General features: G+C 33.8%; 16 protein-coding genes and 1 riboswitch. Of the genes, 8 read left to right on the top strand and 8 right to left on the bottom strand.

Features of this window, described 5'->3' with window-relative positions; translation table 11 throughout:
• Nucleotides 1-118 precede the first annotated feature (118 nt).
• Nucleotides 119-1,921: a T9SS type A sorting domain-containing protein gene (locus tag U6A24_RS00915; protein ID WP_324178050.1), complete on the bottom strand. Its 1,803-nt coding sequence runs from the start codon at nt 1,919-1,921 to the stop codon at nt 119-121.
• Between the two features lie 192 nt (nt 1,922-2,113).
• Here U6A24_RS00915 and U6A24_RS00910 point away from each other — a divergent pair, with 192 nt between their 5' ends.
• Nucleotides 2,114-3,361 (top strand): 3-deoxy-D-manno-octulosonic acid transferase, encoded by a 1,248-nt coding sequence (locus U6A24_RS00910; protein WP_324178049.1) that lies wholly within the window; start codon nt 2,114-2,116, stop codon nt 3,359-3,361.
• A gap of 18 nt (nt 3,362-3,379) precedes the next feature.
• Here the strand turns inward: U6A24_RS00910 and U6A24_RS00905 are convergent, their stop codons facing one another.
• From U6A24_RS00905 to U6A24_RS00890, 4 genes are all read right to left on the bottom strand, one after another.
• Nucleotides 3,380-4,036 (bottom strand): DUF2461 domain-containing protein, encoded by a 657-nt coding sequence (locus tag U6A24_RS00905; RefSeq protein WP_324178048.1) that lies wholly within the window; start codon nt 4,034-4,036, stop codon nt 3,380-3,382.
• Between the two features lie 17 nt (nt 4,037-4,053).
• On the bottom strand, nt 4,054-4,668 hold the full coding sequence (locus U6A24_RS00900) for a deoxynucleoside kinase (RefSeq protein ID WP_324178047.1): 615 nt from the start codon (nt 4,666-4,668) through the stop codon (nt 4,054-4,056).
• Between the two features lie 106 nt (nt 4,669-4,774).
• A complete protein-coding gene (locus tag U6A24_RS00895) occupies nt 4,775-5,116 on the bottom strand; it encodes a hypothetical protein (RefSeq protein ID WP_324178046.1) in 342 nt (113 codons plus the stop codon).
• Between the two features lie 132 nt (nt 5,117-5,248).
• Nucleotides 5,249-5,629: a DoxX family membrane protein gene (locus U6A24_RS00890; RefSeq protein WP_324178045.1), complete on the bottom strand. Its 381-nt coding sequence runs from the start codon at nt 5,627-5,629 to the stop codon at nt 5,249-5,251.
• A 292-nt stretch (nt 5,630-5,921) separates the two neighbouring features.
• On the opposite strand from U6A24_RS00890, the gene U6A24_RS00885 reads away from it, so the two are divergent.
• Entirely contained in the window at nt 5,922-7,109 is a 1,188-nt protein-coding gene (locus U6A24_RS00885) for a heparan-alpha-glucosaminide N-acetyltransferase domain-containing protein (protein ID WP_324178044.1), read from the top strand.
• A gap of 92 nt (nt 7,110-7,201) precedes the next feature.
• On the top strand, nt 7,202-7,624 hold the full coding sequence (locus U6A24_RS00880) for a DoxX family protein (RefSeq protein ID WP_324178043.1): 423 nt from the start codon (nt 7,202-7,204) through the stop codon (nt 7,622-7,624).
• Between the two features lie 94 nt (nt 7,625-7,718).
• On the opposite strand, the gene U6A24_RS00875 is transcribed toward U6A24_RS00880, so the two are convergent.
• Entirely contained in the window at nt 7,719-8,087 is a 369-nt protein-coding gene (locus tag U6A24_RS00875) for a hypothetical protein (protein ID WP_324178042.1), read from the bottom strand.
• 275 nt (nt 8,088-8,362) lie between these two features.
• A complete protein-coding gene (gene metK / locus U6A24_RS00870) occupies nt 8,363-9,619 on the bottom strand; it encodes a methionine adenosyltransferase (protein ID WP_324178041.1) in 1,257 nt (418 codons plus the stop codon).
• A gap of 361 nt (nt 9,620-9,980) precedes the next feature.
• Nucleotides 9,981-10,089: riboswitch (SAM riboswitch) on the top strand.
• Between the two features lie 124 nt (nt 10,090-10,213).
• On the opposite strand from metK, the gene U6A24_RS00865 reads away from it, so the two are divergent.
• From U6A24_RS00865 to U6A24_RS00845, 5 genes are all read left to right on the top strand, one after another.
• Nucleotides 10,214-11,503, top strand: coding sequence for an O-acetylhomoserine aminocarboxypropyltransferase/cysteine synthase family protein (locus tag U6A24_RS00865; protein ID WP_324178040.1), 1,290 nt, complete (start codon nt 10,214-10,216; stop codon nt 11,501-11,503).
• A gap of 15 nt (nt 11,504-11,518) precedes the next feature.
• The gene (locus tag U6A24_RS00860; protein WP_324178039.1) at nt 11,519-12,481 is read left to right on the top strand and encodes an alpha/beta fold hydrolase; all 963 of its coding nucleotides are present in this window, start codon (nt 11,519-11,521) and stop codon (nt 12,479-12,481) included.
• A 12-nt stretch (nt 12,482-12,493) separates the two neighbouring features.
• Nucleotides 12,494-14,908 carry a bifunctional aspartate kinase/homoserine dehydrogenase I gene (gene thrA / locus U6A24_RS00855; RefSeq protein WP_324178038.1) on the top strand — a complete coding sequence of 805 codons (2,415 nt, stop codon included), beginning with the start codon at nt 12,494-12,496 and terminating at the stop codon, nt 14,906-14,908.
• A gap of 89 nt (nt 14,909-14,997) precedes the next feature.
• Nucleotides 14,998-15,423 (top strand): OsmC family protein, encoded by a 426-nt coding sequence (locus U6A24_RS00850; protein WP_324178037.1) that lies wholly within the window; start codon nt 14,998-15,000, stop codon nt 15,421-15,423.
• Nucleotides 15,420-16,598 carry a trans-sulfuration enzyme family protein gene (locus U6A24_RS00845; protein WP_324178036.1) on the top strand — a complete coding sequence of 393 codons (1,179 nt, stop codon included), beginning with the start codon at nt 15,420-15,422 and terminating at the stop codon, nt 16,596-16,598. Before U6A24_RS00850 ends, U6A24_RS00845 begins: the two co-directional genes overlap by 4 nt.
• A 56-nt stretch (nt 16,599-16,654) precedes the next feature.
• On the opposite strand, the gene U6A24_RS00840 is transcribed toward U6A24_RS00845, so the two are convergent.
• A complete protein-coding gene (locus U6A24_RS00840; RefSeq protein WP_324178035.1) occupies nt 16,655-17,215 on the bottom strand; it encodes a hypothetical protein in 561 nt (186 codons plus the stop codon).
• Nucleotides 17,216-17,237: the final 22 nt, after the last annotated feature.

The following is a 17,237-nucleotide window of genomic DNA, read 5'->3' as shown; positions in this document are numbered from 1 at the left end:
TTAGCCAATGCCAGCCGTGATTTTAAGTGAATATTTTCTGTTGTAATTACAATAAGGCAAAGTATCTAATGCAGAACGCGATTGAAGATACTTTGCCTAAGGGGGAGAACAAATTACTTTAATTGTTTTTGACGAATTTTAAGGTTTTAAGATTGTTTACTTTTAAAAGGTATATTCCAGGATTTAATGATTGTATATGTTTAGAAATATCATATTGTGTTGTCGATCCTGTTTTTTGGTTCCAGTTCTTTACCAGTTTTCCTGTAATGTCATAAATTTCTAAGTTTAGATTATTTGTCAAAAGCTTGGCGTTAATAAGTAAGTAAGCTTCATTTTTGATAGAATTAGGTACAATTTGGACTTTATCCTTTTCTGGTGTAATTGAGTTTTTATTTTCCTCGACACCAATATCTTTATCAATGTTTCCTATTGTGAAACCAGAAATGATACTTCTTCTAAAATTACCTTTACTTTCAGAGTTTAGAAATAAACTATAAACACCATCTTCTAAATCTTTAGTATCATAGTAGTATAGATTGTTTTTTTGATCAAAATGAATTACTTGAGTAATATTTTGTGTTAGAGAACCGTCTAATTCTGCGGTCTTTACAAGTATTCCTCTTACTGCTATATCCTTAGGAAGTTTAACGTCTTTTTTTGAAGAATAAACAGCAACTTTTAGCTTTAGATGGTTTTCTGTTTTTTCTTGTTGAAAAGACATTTTGATTCCGTTATCTTGTTTGATAAAAGCTGCAAATTTTGAGTCGCTTTTCAATTGAAGATTATCATCGATAACAGAAATAAGAGTTCTATGATTTTGTGTGGTATGACTCTTAAAGGTTTTTGAATTCTTGTTCGCATCAAAAATGCTAAAAGTAGCTTTTGGATTTTGGTGCAGCACTTCGGCTACGGCATATTTTGAATTTTTATCTAATACGATTTTATCATACTCATTTTCTGAATGAATGATATAGTAATCGCTTTCTATTTTTGAAAGAGCATTACTTTTGGTAAGAATTGCATTACTTTTTTGGGCTCTATTTTCTATGTAAGATTTTATGTAAGGCCAGCTAAATTGTCCCAGCCCAACATCCAAATGATCAAAAATGGCACGGGAATCATTTTTTTCAAATACAAATTCGGCTCCTGGTCGTAATGTACTACTGTATGGGGCTACTCCATCATTGGCGCCTTGTATTGGAAACAAAATTCCTCCTGTAACCAAAAAGGCAGCTGCAGCAAGGGTTGATCCTTTATAAAAACCTGAAGCGCCCAGTACTACAAATTTTTCTGGCTCGTTGTTTGGGTGATTGTCAAGTAAAGGGCGAACCACATCACGACAATAATATGTAGTAGATGTTCTAGCACCTTCGTTAAGCCCGGTTAATCGCCAGGCCCAATTTAACCATGGCATTTGAGATATGTCGGCAAGATAAGTTCCCCAAAAGGGAGTGCCCAGAGCAAATGCTTTGGTGACCTTATCTTTTTTACCGTATTGGAACATAGCAGCCTCAGAGGCTTTTCCACCATTACTATGCCCTACTAAATATACTTGAGGGACATTATATTTATCTGTAACGATATCAATAGATTCTGCAAGTAATTTTCCATTAACCCAAATACCCTCTCCTCGAGTAGTAGCTACAAAAACTGCTTGATATCCTTCATTATAAGTGTCTTCATAAAATGAATTGTCAAATAAAAATTGCCCTTGGTTAAGATCTATGTATCCGTGATTGAAAATAATTACTTTTCCGTTATAATTTGGAGGAGCAGCACCATAATGAATTGTAGATTTTATTATGGAACCTATAAACAATGGGCTTAATTTATCTGGAGTAGGGAGTTGAACTTCTAGAAAACTCTGAGAAAACAAGAATGCATATGAGAATAATGCAATTAAAGTAGTTTTTAATTTCATAGTTGATGAGTTTGTGTAATATTAGGTATCAAATTACTAATTTTTTAACAATTATTATTGTTTTAATTTTGTTTTATTGATAAAATATTGATTAATGATTAATTTTTACACAAAAGTTCTTTTAAAGATTTAAGTATTGTATTACAATAAAGAGGTGTATTTTAGCAACTCATTAAAATCAATGCTTTGGGTTTGCTATACAACATTCTTATTGGCCTTTTTAATTTTGTGCTTCCGATTTCGGGATTATTCAGTAAGAAACTTAAACTGTTTATTGATGGAAGGAAGTCAGTTTATGCTACTTTGAAAGAAAATATCACTTCAGAAGATCGAGTTCTTTGGTTTCATTGCGCGTCTTTAGGTGAGTACGAGCAAGGGGTACCCGTAATGGAAGAATTAAAAAAGAATCATCCTGATCATAAATTACTGGTTACTTTCTTTTCACCATCAGGATATGAAGCAAAGAAAAATAGTACGCTGGCAGATGTTCTTGTTTATTTACCTATGGATACCAAAGCGAAAGCAAGAAAATTTGTAGAGCTGGCAAATCCTAGACTAGCGGTATTTGTGAAATACGAGTTTTGGCCCAATTATTTGAAGGTTTTACAAAGTAAAGAGGTTCCAACAGTTTTTATTTCTACAACTTTTAGAGAAGATCAAGCCTTTTTTAAATGGTATGGTGGGTTTATGAGAAAAGCGTTGAAAACAATTGATCATTTTTTTGTTCAGGATACCATATCGCAAACATTAATAGAAGGTCAGGGTTTTAAAAATGTAACCCTAAGTGGGGATACACGTTTTGATAGAGTATCTCACCAGATTGAAATGAACAATCATGTAGATTTTATTTCTGAATTTATTAATAATCGATTGTGTATTGTTTTTGGTAGCTCATGGCCCGAAGATGAAGAAATATTTATAGATTTTGTAAACAATGCTTCTAATGAAGTGTGTTTTATTATTGCTCCTCATGAAATTAAAGATAGTAGCACACAAACTTTGAAGCAAAAGATTCATAAAAAGACTATTTTATACTCTGAAAAAGAAAATAAGGGTCTTAAAGAATATCAGGTATTTGTCATGAATACTATTGGATATCTTTCTCGGGTATATAGCTACGGAGATATTGCGTATGTGGGTGGCGCTATGGGAACCGGGGGACTTCATAATATTCTTGAACCCGCTACTTTTGGGATTCCGATTGTTATTGGTAAAAATTTTGAAAAATTCAGAGAAGCAAAACAACTTCAGAAATTAGCTGGTTTGTTTTCGGTTTCCAGTTCAGATGAATTTTCTAAAATCATGCATAAGTTGGTAGATGATAAGAAGTTTAGAGAAAAGACTGGTATGATTGCTGGACATTTTATAAATAGCAATACCGGAGCAACTTCAGTTATTACAGAATATCTGAATGAAAAAATAAATGAAGTTTCAAGCTAATTTTTATAGCTTTTAGATCTATACGGTTACGGCTTGCCTTAAGTATCGCCTAAATGGGAGCATTTCTTTATAAATTTCGATAACTTTTTCGGTGAAATTATCTTTAAAAACATCTGTTTTATCTAGTTCATGGACTACTGCAAATGTCTTGTGCTTAAGTAAGTCAATATGCTCATGATCCGAGCGGTAGCCTTTAGGAGCTGATTTCAAAATCCCATCATCAGGATATAATCCCCCAAAAGTCTTTTTGAAGTTTTTTTTGTTTAGTATGTTGACCAATTCTTCTCCATTATAATCAATAGCTTCTCTTATACTGTTTAATGTTTTACTTTCTGGGCGCCAATATCCACCAGCCAATAAACATTGAGAGAGTCCAATTTCAATATAAAAATCGCCTTGCTTGGTTTTTTGATCAAGTCCTGCCCCAAAATGATCTTTGTAAATAGGTTTATTAGGGTGGAAGAGGAGGTTGTTATTTATACGGTTAATTCCCTTTTTTCCCGGTGTAGAATAATAATCAGGATCTATAGTGGTCAATTTTGAATCTAATTCATCTAACCATTGTATAAACGAATTTCTAATGTGGTGATAGTGTTTTCGATTAGCATCCATCCATTCCTTATGATTATTTTTTTGTAATTCTTCAAGGAATTGAAATAGTTCTACAAAGTCCATAGAAATTTAAAGTCTTTTTAGAATAGACCATGCAACTCGGCATCAATACGGCTAATAACACTGCCTAGATCCTCTGGGTTGTCAACAAAATTTAGATTATCTACATCTACAATAAGAAGGTTTCCTTTATCGTAATCATGAGCCCATGCTTCATAGCGTTCATTAAGTCTGCTTAAATAATCAATGCTAATGGTGTTTTCGTATTCTCTTCCGCGTTTGTGGATTTGAGCAACCAGGTTAGGGATACTACTTCTTAGATATATTAAAAGGTCAGGGCCTTCTACAACATCTTCCATCAAATCGAACAATGATCGATAGTTTTCAAAATCCCTATTGGTCATTAGTCCCATGGCATGCAGGTTTGGGGCAAAAATATAAGCATCTTCATAGATGGTTCGATCCTGGATAATATCTTTTCCACTTTGTCGAATATCCAGGATTTGCCTAAAACGGCTATTCAGGAAATAAATCTGAAGATTAAAGGACCAACGTTCCATCTTATTGTAAAAATCCTCTAGATAAGGGTTTTCCAATACATCTTCAAAATGAGCTTCCCATTTATAATGTTTAGCAAGTAATCGGGTCAAAGTTGTTTTTCCTGCACCGATATTTCCAGCTATAGCTATATGCATACTTGATTATTTTTCTTCGGGGGTTTTGTATCAAAGTTTGAGGGTAAATATAATAGATTTTATGAGTAAGATGAAAAGGGATGCATAATAATTTGAATAACTAGCATTAATTTTGAAGCTTTACCTTAATTGGGCCTCCATTAGATACAAATCTTCCTCCAACTTCGTCAATATTTATATCTAATTCATCATCGGTACTAATGCTATTAAGATCAACTTTTAGTTTATCGTAGGTGTCGATGCTTTTAATGTTTACGCTAATCTCATCTGTAGAAATTAATCGCACATTTATAGAGCCATCAGAGTTTACGGGAACGATGCCATAGTTATTTACCGGAATGTTATTCGCATGGGCTTTTGGGATCAATTCAATATCTTTAATTACTATAATAACCAGACAAATAGCTATAATCGTGAATATAAATTTGGTGTACTGATCAGTTTTCATAATTTATAAATTTATGTTTACTGTAAAACACCAATAAAGATGCCAAAAGTGATAATTTTATTGGCTAAAGACTTTGTTTGTCAAGATAGTAACAAAAAAAGATGTCTTAAACAAGACATCTTTCCTGATGAATTACTGTGGTTTGAGCAATTCTTTGTATCGGTCTTTGTAAATGTATAGCATAAGGATATTAAGACCTAAAAAAGCAACTCCAATGTACCAGTTTTTAATATCGAGTTTAATGTGATATAAAAAAGCATTAACAGATACACTCATCAGGACTACCATCATTAAAGGAGCGAACCTATTTGCCAATAGAGCAATTCCCGAACAGATTTCGACAATTGCAACGAGCATCATGGTTTTGGAGGATATTAAAACTTTTAAAAAACTTGAAGCGATTTTTGTAGAAGGAGCAGGGGGATCCATAAAATAAAATAGTTTATTGCACCCAAAGAATAGAATGGCCAAGCCGAAAACTATTCTAACTCCCAAGATAACTTTTGGATTCATAGATTGAATTTTTTGGTTAATTGTACTAATAAGTAACGTGTTAACCCTTTTTAAATTGCCGTAAAGAAAATGATCAGTGGATGGTTTCGGTCGAAGAAAAATTCAAAATACGATCAAAACCCTCGTTTTATCTATATTTATTGCAGTAAAATCTTACAAAGTGATCTCTAGGTTTTTTTAAATAGCTAAAAATCAGTTTAAAACAATTTAAAAAGCTTAGCTTTGCGCCTTTTTGTAAACAATAATACTGCTCAAAATTCGTTTTTTGGGCATAACTAACCAATAACCAATAATGATGACTAAACCCACAGGTCGATTGCATTTTTTGGATGCAATTCGAGCATTTGCTATTATAATGATGCTTCAAGGGCATTTTGTGCATGCGCTTTTGGGCGACGCTTTCAGAGATAGAAGCAATACTATTTATAATATATGGGAGTATTTTAGAGGTATGACGGCTCCCACATTTTTTACAATTACAGGTTTTATTTTTACTTATTTATTATTAAAACAGAAGAATACCGGATTTGATAATCCCCGTGTTTTAAAAGGAATAAAAAGAGCTATCAAAGTGATTTTTTGGGGGTATTTGTTGCGCTTAAGTTTTTACGCCGTGTTTACGGGTACTTTAAACCCTTCGTTTTTCTATGTAGACGTTTTACAATGTATAGGTACATCATTATTATTATTAATAGGGGTGTATTTGATGTTGTATCGTTACAATTCCAGGTTGTTTCAAAGGGTTGTTTTAAGTTTGGGAGTAGTTATTTTTCTCCTACAACCCGTTTATGAAACGTTTATCCTGGATTTTCTGCCCAAAACGCTAGCAAATTATTTTACATATAAAAATGGATCTGTATTTACATTATTTCCTTGGTTTGGTTACGTATGTTTTGGTAGTTTTATGTCAAGTTTGTTTTTGAAGTATGGAAAGCGGCCCTTGTTTTATTATTATACCCCTGCATTATTACTCATCATAGGGTTACTGCTTATTTTTTGCTCATCAAGCCTTCTTATGATATTATATAGAATAACAGATATTACCATTTTTAAATCGGTGGCATATAATAATTTTTTGTTTATTAGATTAGGCAACGTACTTGTTCTATTCACTATTTTTATTTTGGGCAGAAATTATGTTTCACATCCAGTAATAACTAAAGTTGGAGGAAAAACCCTGTCCATCTATATTATTCATTTTTTTGTCCTGTATGGAAGTTGGTTGGGGTTAGGTCTTAACCGTTTTTTCTATCATGATTTAACACCTTTGACTGCAGCAGTAGGTGCGATTTTCTTTGTAGTTGGTATTTGTTCTTTGGTTTTGTATTACTATAAATATGAAACTGAATTAAAACTTAAACTGAATCTTTTGTTTAATTACATTTACAGAGTAATAGATTTTAACCTCTCCGAGGTAATTTCTAATATTAAAAGGGAGATTATTCGTACGCTTAAAAATATACGTTTTGTGAGAAGGTAGGTTAATCCAAATGTGGATTTTGTATCTATAGAAGTTTTTTATTGGTTTAAAAATCAGTATCTTATAGAGGTCTAATCAATACTTGTTTTGTTATGCCTACTATAAAATCGTTAAACAAATGGGCTAATGCACATACGTATTACCCTTTGGATCTGTTACGAATTGCTTTAGGAGTATTTCTATTTATAAAAGGAATAAATTTTATTAGTAATAGTCAGATTCTTGTTGATCTCATTAAACCCGTTCAAAACCTTGCCGGAGCTATGATAGTAGTTCATTATGTGGCTCCTGCGCATTTAATCGGGGGTATATTAATAGCTTTTGGTTTACTTACAAGATGGTCTGTAATGGCACAACTTCCATTATTAGTTGGAGCGATCTTGATTAATTTCATTGGAGAAATGAACGTGGCAAATCTTATCATAGCCAGTATAATATTTCTTCTTTGCGCATTCTTTTTGTTTTATGGATCGGGAAAGCATTCTGTAGATTATTACCTAAAAATGCAGCAGTAAATTTAAAAAGGAAATAAAAAAACCGCTTTGTATGAAGTGCCCCCAAAAAGTTAGACACTATTTGGGGGTATTTTTAATATTGTAAAATCTTCAATTACCAACCGGATAGACTGGACCTTGTTGGGTAAGATTCAATATCTACATATATGGTATCAATAGTTTTGTACGTGTGTATACCACCTTCAATTTTTGAAATCCTCTTCTTGTTTTTAAGAAGTTGTTTTTTGATTTTTCTCCATTCTTTTTTGCTAAAAAATTGCTTGTCTTTTTTAGAAATATTATCCATTGAAGTTTTTAGCACTAATCTATCGGTAGTAACAGAAACATCATCAGAACTATATTTATTTTCCTGAATTTGATTATCTATAGTTTTTACCGAAGTAAGATCATTTTTAAAATCTTGACCATAAAATATGCTGCAAACACATAAACATGAAATGGTCATTAAAATCTTTAATTTCATTTCCCTAAATTTTGATAAGTGTACAATTTTCTTTTTCATTTTTCTTTTTAAGAATCAACAGAGTATATATTTCCCAGATTGTATACTTTTTAACTCAAAAAAAGCAATATTTATTCCCCGATATTTGCACATTATGTGCTTGAATATTAATGGTGTAAAAGTAAGAATAATAGTTGGTTTAAAGATGCGGGAAAACCGCATTTTTTTTAAGCATCAACCAAAAATCGACATAATTGTTATAAAATCAGATAAAATGTATTATGGCGTGTAAAAGCTTACAAGTTAAAAGCTTTTTTTACCTTATCTACATAATCTAGTTTTTCCCATGTAAAAAGCTCTACCTCTTTTTCTATTTTCCCAGAATATGGGCTTTCAAAAACTTTGGTAATTGTTTTTGGTTCTTTACCCATGTGCCCATAGGCTGCTGTTTCCAAATACATCGGATTTCGTAATTTAAGGCGTTTTTCGATTGCCGCGGGACGCATATCAAAAATTTCACTAACTTTTTTGGCTATCTCACCGTCGGTTAACCCTAATGAACTGCTACCATAGGTATCTACAAAAATAGAAGTAGGCTCAACAACACCGATCGCATAAGAAACTTGTACCAAAACCTCTTTTGCTACTCCTGCAGCTACTAAATTCTTTGCTATATGTCTAGATGCATAAGCAGCAGAACGATCTACTTTACTAGGATCCTTTCCAGAAAATGCACCACCTCCATGAGCTCCTTTGCCTCCGTAGGTATCAACGATAATTTTTCTCCCTGTAAGTCCAGTATCTCCATGAGGTCCACCGATTACAAATTTTCCGGTTGGATTGATATGATACGTAATTTTATCGTCAAATAATCGTTGCACATACTCTGGTAATTGTGCGATTACTCTGGGCATTAAAATAGTAACGATATCATTCTTGATCTTTTGTAGCATTATGTCATCATCATTGTCAAAATCATCATGTTGAGTAGAAACTACTATTGCAACTATTCTTTGTGGAATATTATCGTCACTATATTCTATGGTAACTTGGCTCTTAGAATCAGGACGCAGATATGAGATTTCATTTCCTTCACGTCTTAATTTCGCCAATTCAATTAGAATTTTATGTGATATGTCAAGTGCCAAGGGCATATAGTTGGCGGTTTCACTTGTAGCATATCCAAACATCATTCCTTGATCTCCTGCTCCTTGTTCTTCTTTAATCTCTTTGTCTACACCTTGATTAATATCCTGAGATTGTTCATGAATTAAGGAGATTACTCCACAAGAATCACCACTAAATTGATAGGCTCCCTTTGTATAACCAATTTTGTTAATTACTTCTCTGGCAATATGTTGTACATCAAGATATGTTTCTGATTTTACTTCACCAGCCAATACTACCTGACCTGTAGTTACTAGTGTTTCGCAAGCGACTTTTGAACTTGGATCAAAAGCTAAGAAATTGTCTAATAAAGCATCACTAATCTGATCTGCTACTTTATCTGGATGTCCTTCAGATACACTTTCTGAAGTAAATAAATATGCCATTCGTAATTGTTTTAACTAATAAGGTGATAAGACGAGATTGCGACACAAAACTTTCAAAAAAACATGTTTCGTCAAACTGCTTTAGCATTTGTGAATCTCGAACATTATTCGTAAATATTTAGTTTACTGCATAAAAGTTCGATAGCTAGGGTTGCAATCAGTCAAATCTATCCCCGAAAATATTTCGGCAAAGGTAAAAAAAATGACAATACTCAAAAGTATTTAACGTATCATTAATTTTCTTTTATTATTACAGGACTATTCCCAACGTTTTTTCTCAAAAAGACAATTTTACAGTCAAACTTGTTTTGGTTTAAAAATAATTACTAGCTTTGTCTCAAGTTTCTTATACATTTTTAGATAGTTATTAAGAAAGGTGGAGGGAATAGACCCTGTGAAACCTTAGCAACCCTTTATCATTAAAGAAGGTGCTAAATTCTATCTCGATTTATATCGAGAAAAGATAACTCGTCACAATTGCTTTATTGTAATTGTTGCTTCCTTTCTTTTTAATTTTCTATTTCTATTCACTTAATAATTTAGTGTTTGATGTATTTGAATTTTATTAATCACTAAAATTTAAATTAGAAAATTATGAGTACTCAAAAATTTGCAACAGGAGCTTTACATGCGGGTCACGATGTTACTGCAAACGGAGGTACACGAGCAGTACCTATTTATCAAACTACCTCGTATGTTTTTAACGACGCAGATCATGCAGCGAATCTGTTTAACCTGTCTGAAACAGGTTTTATTTATACCAGATTAAATAATCCTACCAATGATATATTAGAGCAACGTTTGGCGGCATTAGAAGGTGGTATTGCTGCCGTAGTAACGGCATCGGGTACAGCTGCTATCAATACTACTTTACTAACACTATTAAAATCTGGAGATCATATTGTTGCTTCTAATAGTTTGTATGGAGGCACATACAATCTTCTAAATGTTACCTTGCCTAGATTTGGAATCACGACCACATTTGTGGATCCTTCTGATGCAGACAACTTTAAAGAAGCTGTACAAGAAAATACACGTGTATTTTTTGTTGAGTCACTAGGGAACCCTAAACTCGACGTACTTGATTTAAAAGCAATTTCGGTAGAAGCGAAAGCGTATAAAGTTCCTTTGATTGTCGATAATACGGTGGCAACACCTGCATTATTAAATCCTATCGAATATGGAGCCAATATTGTTATTCACTCACTTACCAAATACATTTCGGGTAATGGGACATCTCTTGGGGGTGTAATTATTGATGCTGGTACTTTTGATTGGTCCAGTGGTAAATTTCCTGAATTTACCGAGCCTTCACTGGGATATCATGGGCTAGTGTATCACGATGCTCTGGGTGCTGCTGCGTTTATTGCAAAAGTGAGAATAGAAGGCTTGCGAGATCACGGTGCGGCATTAAGCCCTTTTAATGCCTTCCAGATTTTACAAGGTTTAGAAACCTTGGAAATAAGAATCAAAAAACATAGTGAAAATGCGTTAGACCTTGCAAAGTGGTTAGAACAACAGAACGAAGTGACTTGGGTGAAGTATCCTGGGCTAGAAAATGATTCATATCACGATTTGGCCAAAGAATACCTCCCCAAAGGACAAAGTGGTATAATCACTTTTGGTATAAAAGGAGGGTTTGACTCTGCAAAGACTGTTGCCGACGAAACCAAAATATTTTCATTACTTGCCAATATTGGGGATTCTAAATCTTTAATTATTCATCCGGCAAGTACAACTCATCAACAACTTACTGAGGAACAACAAGAATCTACAGGAGTTACCCAAGATTTGATTAGACTGTCTGTGGGACTAGAGGATCTTGAAGATCTTAAAAATGATTTAAAAGCTGCTTTTGCAAAAGTGAACGAAAAAGTTAAATAATAGTAGGGACTTCTTATGCTTCAAAAAATAAACATTTCAAACTTTACAACTGTAAAGGGTAAGGGTATCGATACTATTTCCTTAACCTATGAGGTTTTTGGTAAACAGTTGTTCGAAGCGCCTGTGGTGCTGGTGAATCACGCACTTACAGGTAACTCTAGAGTGTGCGGTCAAGATGGGTGGTGGAATGGTTTGATTGGTAAAGGGAAATGTATAGATACAAATCACTATACCGTGCTTTCTTTTAATATACCAGGAAATGGATATGATGGAGTTAAAGAAAACCTGATTGATGATTACAAAATGTTCAATGCAAGAGATATTGCCAACATTTTTTCAAAAGGTCTGGAAGTCCTTAAAATCGAAAAATTACATGCGGTTATAGGGGGGTCTGTTGGCGGTGGAATTGCTTGGGAACTAGCTGCCCTAAAACCCAATCTAATAGAGCATTTGATTCCTGTTGCCTGTGATTGGAAATCTACAGATTGGCTCAAAGCAAATTGCCTTGTGCAAGAGCAAATATTATTGAACTCGAAGAATCCAGTACATGATGCAAGGCTTCATGCAATGCTTATTTATAGATCCCCGCAGTCTTTTAAGCAAAAGTTTAATCGCACCTATAATGAAGAAAAAAATATGTTTAACATCGAAAGTTGGCTATTGCATCATGGCGAGAAGTTGAATAAAAGGTTCACTTTGTCTGCATATAAAGAGCTTAATTACATTTTGGCCAATATCGATATTACCGAGGGAGGAAATGATTTTTTAGAGGTTGTAAAAACAATTCAATCTAACATTCATCTCATAAGTGTCGATTCAGATGTGTTTTTTACAGAAACAGAAGACAAAATTACATATCAAGAAATAAGAAAAGTAAAGCAAAATGTTACTCATGGCATCATCAATTCTGTTCATGGACACGATGCTTTCTTAATCGAGTTTGAACAACTTAGTGCATTGTTGAAAGATGTTTTTTAAAACAAAAGAGAAATGAAAATTTTAAAGTTTGGAGGAAAGTCATTGGCCAACGGAAAAGGAATTCATACCGTTGTAGATATTATACATGATAAAGTAAAAAATGGAGAAAAGATAACCGTTGTCCTTTCGGCAAGAGGAAATAGTACTGATGAACTCGAAGAAATTCTTGAAAAGGCGAGTAAGAATGAAAATTATAAGGATCAATTGAATGCCTTTAAGAATTATCAAATTGAAGATTTTGAAAATACTAATTTTGATAGTGAGTTTAATACGCTGGACAAACTTTTCGAGGGGGTATCTTTACTAGGGGACTATAGCAAAAGGATAAAAGATCAGGTGTTATCTCAAGGAGAAGTGATTTCGGCAAAATTAGTCACGCAATTACTTCAGAAAAAAAACATAAAAGCAAACTTTACAGATGCAAGAGAGTTGATTAAAACCGATGAGCAGTTTGGTGAGGCTCAACCACTCAATGATTTGTCAAAAAAGAATGTAATTACTCACTTTCAGAAGTATAACGGAAGTACCGTAAATGTGGTTACAGGCTTTATTGCTTCAAATACCAAAAAGGAAACCACAACCCTAGGGAGAAACGGAAGCAATTATACCGCTTCATTGCTTGCTAATTATTTGGAAGCCGAAGAACTTCAAAGTTATACGCATGTAAATGGAATTTATACCGCAAATCCAGATTTGGTTCCAGGGGCAAAAAAAATTGAACAACTTTCGTTTAATGAAGCCAATGAATTAGCATACTTCGGGGCAAATATATTACATGCAAAAACCATTATTCCGTTAATCGAAAAGAACATTCCATTACGAATATTAAATACATTTGATCGTGATAGTGAAGGGACAGTAATTACTTCTGAAGTAAGAGAGAAAGGAATAAAATCACTTTCTGTATTAGAAAATGTAGCGCTTATAAATCTTCAAGGCCGAGGGCTTTTAGGTAAAGTAGGAGTAGATGCTAGAATTTTTAGAGCACTGGCGCATAAAAATATTAACGTAAGTTTCATTTCGCAGGGATCTTCAGAAAGAGGAATTGGATTTGTAGTAAACGCAGATAAGTCCAAAGAAGCAAAAGATGTGCTTGAACAGGAGTTTGAAGCAGATTTTCAAAAACATGATGTAAGTGCTATATCCATTGAAGACGAAGTGTCTGTGGTTTCAATTGTGGGGCAAGATCTAAGTACATTTCACAAACCATATAATGCTTTGATTAAAAATCAAATAACACCATTACTGTTCAATAATACCGTAAACGGTAAAAATGTAAGTTTGGTGGTGCGAAAAGCTCAATTACATCGAGCTTTAAATGTTATTCATGGCGAAATTTTCGAAATTTCGAAAAAAGTAAATCTGGCCATATTTGGTCACGGACTCGTTGGAGGTACGCTTATAGATCAAATGTTGCAATCGGCAAAACAAATTGAAAAAAGGAAAAACATTGTCCTGAATATTTTTACAGTAGCAAATTCTAAAAAAGTAGTGTTTGATAAGGACGGAATTGATACAGATTGGAAAGCAAAAATAGATAAAGAAGGAAAATCATATACAATAGAAGATATAATCAAATTTGCAGACGAGCATCACCTTGAGAATTTAATAGCTATTGATAATACGGCTAGTGTAGATTTTACCAAAAATTATATTCCATTGGTAACTCATGGTTTTGATCTTGTTTCTTCAAACAAAGTTGCTAATACGCTAAGTTTTGATTTTTACAAAGAGTTAAGGGCAAAACTGGACAAAAATCAAAAACAATATTTATATGAAACCAATGTTGGAGCGGGTTTGCCATTAATAGATACGATAAAATTACTCCATCTTTCTGGAGAAAATATTACTAGAATTAAAGGAATTTTTTCGGGTTCGTTAAGTTACTTGTTTAACACATTTTCTTCTGAAGAAAGACAGTTTAGCGAAGTGTTACAAGAAGCAATAGATAAAGGGTTTACAGAACCAGATCCAAGAGAAGACCTCTGTGGTAATGATGTAGCTAGAAAATTATTGATTCTGGCTAGAGAGCTAGATTTAAGCAATGAATTTGAAGATGTGAGTATCCAAAATTTGATTCCAGAATATCTAAGAACAGGGGAAACGTCTTCGTTTTTAAAACGGCTACCAGAGCTAAATGAGGTATATCAGAAAGTTAAAGAAGAGCAAAAACCGGGTTGTGTTTTAAGATATATTGGTGATCTTTGGGGGGATTTATCACAACAGAAAGGGAACCTTGATGTAAAGTTGGTTTCGGTGCCCAAAAGTAGTGCGTTAGGACAAGTAAAAGGATCCGACTCAATCTTTGAGATTTATACAGAGTCGTATGGAGATCAACCTATCGTAATACAGGGTGCAGGAGCAGGTGCCGCTGTAACAGCGCGAGGAGTTTTTGGTGATATATTGCGACTAGCAGATCGAGAATAAACAATAAATAAATCATGAAACGAACATTAAGAGTTTTAAACATTCTCTTTTGTGAAGCAATTTTTAAATAATTATTAAAATTTAAACGTGTGAAAATACAGTTAAAAAGAATAGACAACGACTATCATTTCGAATTAAAAAATGAAAGAGGCCATGTTACACATATTGATAGTAAGGCAGAAGTAGGGGGCCATGATCTGGCTCCTAGTCCAATGGAATATGTGCTGATGGGTGTAGCTGGTTGTAGCGCTATTGATGTTATTTCGATATTAAAGAAACAACGACAAGAAATTACGGATTATAGAGCCGAAGTAGATGGTACACGTATTGAAATTGATGGGGCAAAACCCTTTAAAGAAATTGATGTAACCGTGTTTTTAGAAGGAAATATTGCTCCAGAGAAAGCAAAAAGAGCAGCGCAACTATCTTTTGAAAAATATTGTTCGGTTTCCAAAACACTTGAGCCTACTGCAGAAATAAAATACAAAGTGGTGGTTAATAATGAAGAAGTATGATTAAAAAAAGTTACCATTTTGAAACACAAGCCGTAAGAACACAGACAGACAAAACGCAATTTCTAGAGCATTCTACACCGATGTATCTCACATCGGGATTTGTTTTTGAGGATTCTGAAGAGATGAGAGCAGCCTTTGCCGAAGAAAAAGAACGTAATCTTTATAGTCGATTTAGTAATCCAAATACAACCGAGTTTGTAGACAAGATTTGTAAACTTGAAGGCGCAGAAGATGGTTACGCTTTTGCTACTGGTATGGCGGCTGTGTTTTCGACTTTTGCGGCTTTACTTGATGCTGGAGACCATATTATTTCGGCTAGATCAGTTTTTGGATCAACACATACCTTGTTTACCAAATATTTTCCAAAGTGGAACATAGAAACGAGTTACTTCAAAGTTGATGAGGTTGAAAAAGTAGAAGATTTAATCAAGTCCAATACCAAAATTATTTATGCAGAGTCTCCAACAAATCCTGGGGTAGATATCCTTGATTTAGAATTTTTGGGCAAAATTGCAAAAAAACACAACCTGCTTTTGATTATCGATAATTGTTTTGCAACACCTTATTTACAAAATCCAATAAAGTTTGGAGCTGATCTTGTAATTCACTCTGCGACCAAATTAATTGATGGACAAGGAAGAGTTTTGGGAGGTGTAACTGTTGGAAGAAAAGAATTAATTAGAGAGATTTATTTATTCTCTCGTAACACAGGGCCGGCGTTGTCTCCATTTAATGCCTGGGTATTGTCAAAAAGCTTGGAAACTTTGGCTGTAAGGGCAGATCGCCATTGTGAGAATGCACTGAAACTAGCTACGTTTTTGGAGGCTCATCCCAAAGTAAATTGGGTGAAGTATCCATTTTTGAAATCTCATCCTCAATATGAAATTGCCAAGAAACAGATGAAATTAGGGGGCAACATAGCAGCTTTTGAAATAAAGGGAGGGGTGAAAGCTGGGAAAACTTTTTTTGATAGTGTAAAAATGTGCTCATTATCCGCAAATCTTGGTGATACAAGAACGATTGTCACACATCCTGCTTCAACAACGCATAGTAAATTGGCAGATGAGGATAAAAATGTAGTAGGTATAACCGATGGTATGGTTCGATGTTCTGTAGGATTAGAGCATATTGATGATATTATCAATGATATCGACCAAGCTCTAAAGAAATTATAATAAAAAAGCAGCTGGAAATTAAAAGCTGCTTTTTTTATTAATAAGAATATTAAATTTTATTGCTTGGTTAGTACAAAAAATTGATCACCAGTTATAGATACAGGAACACTATCTCCTCCTATATCCACAGTTGTGTCTTCGTCTATTGTTATTTTTAATGTCATAGATTGTGCTGTCAATGCAGTTATTTCATAAGATGTGGTTTCTTGTTGTACAGTTATTGAAAGTGTATTTCCACTCACGGTCCATTCTCCTGCACCTATTAGGTCTGGGACATTTTGTTCAACCTCAATTGGATCCTGTGTAGGTAGTGAAAAACTTGCAACCAATGTGAAACCTCCAGAACCTGTTACTGTATTGGGCTCGTTTTCTGAATCTGATGTTGTAAATGTAGCCGTAGCTGTATAATCTTTACCAGTTACACTATAATCTCCGCTTAATGGAATACCCTGTACTGTGGCGGTAGCTTGACCATTTTCAGATCTTATATCTGTCAAATTCCAAGTTCCTGGTATTATTGATTGGTCTATTTCAATTGGATCTTCATCATCATCACTACAAGAAACGAACAAAGTCGTTGTGGCCAAAAATAAGAATAGGGCAAATTTTTTCATCATGATATTTATTTTGTTAGTATTG

This window comes from Aquimarina gracilis, from assembly GCF_035285365.1.
In the GTDB taxonomy this organism is placed as follows: Bacteria; Bacteroidota; Bacteroidia; order Flavobacteriales; family Flavobacteriaceae; genus Aquimarina; species Aquimarina gracilis.
This window is presented reverse-complemented; position numbering and strand designations above follow the sequence as displayed.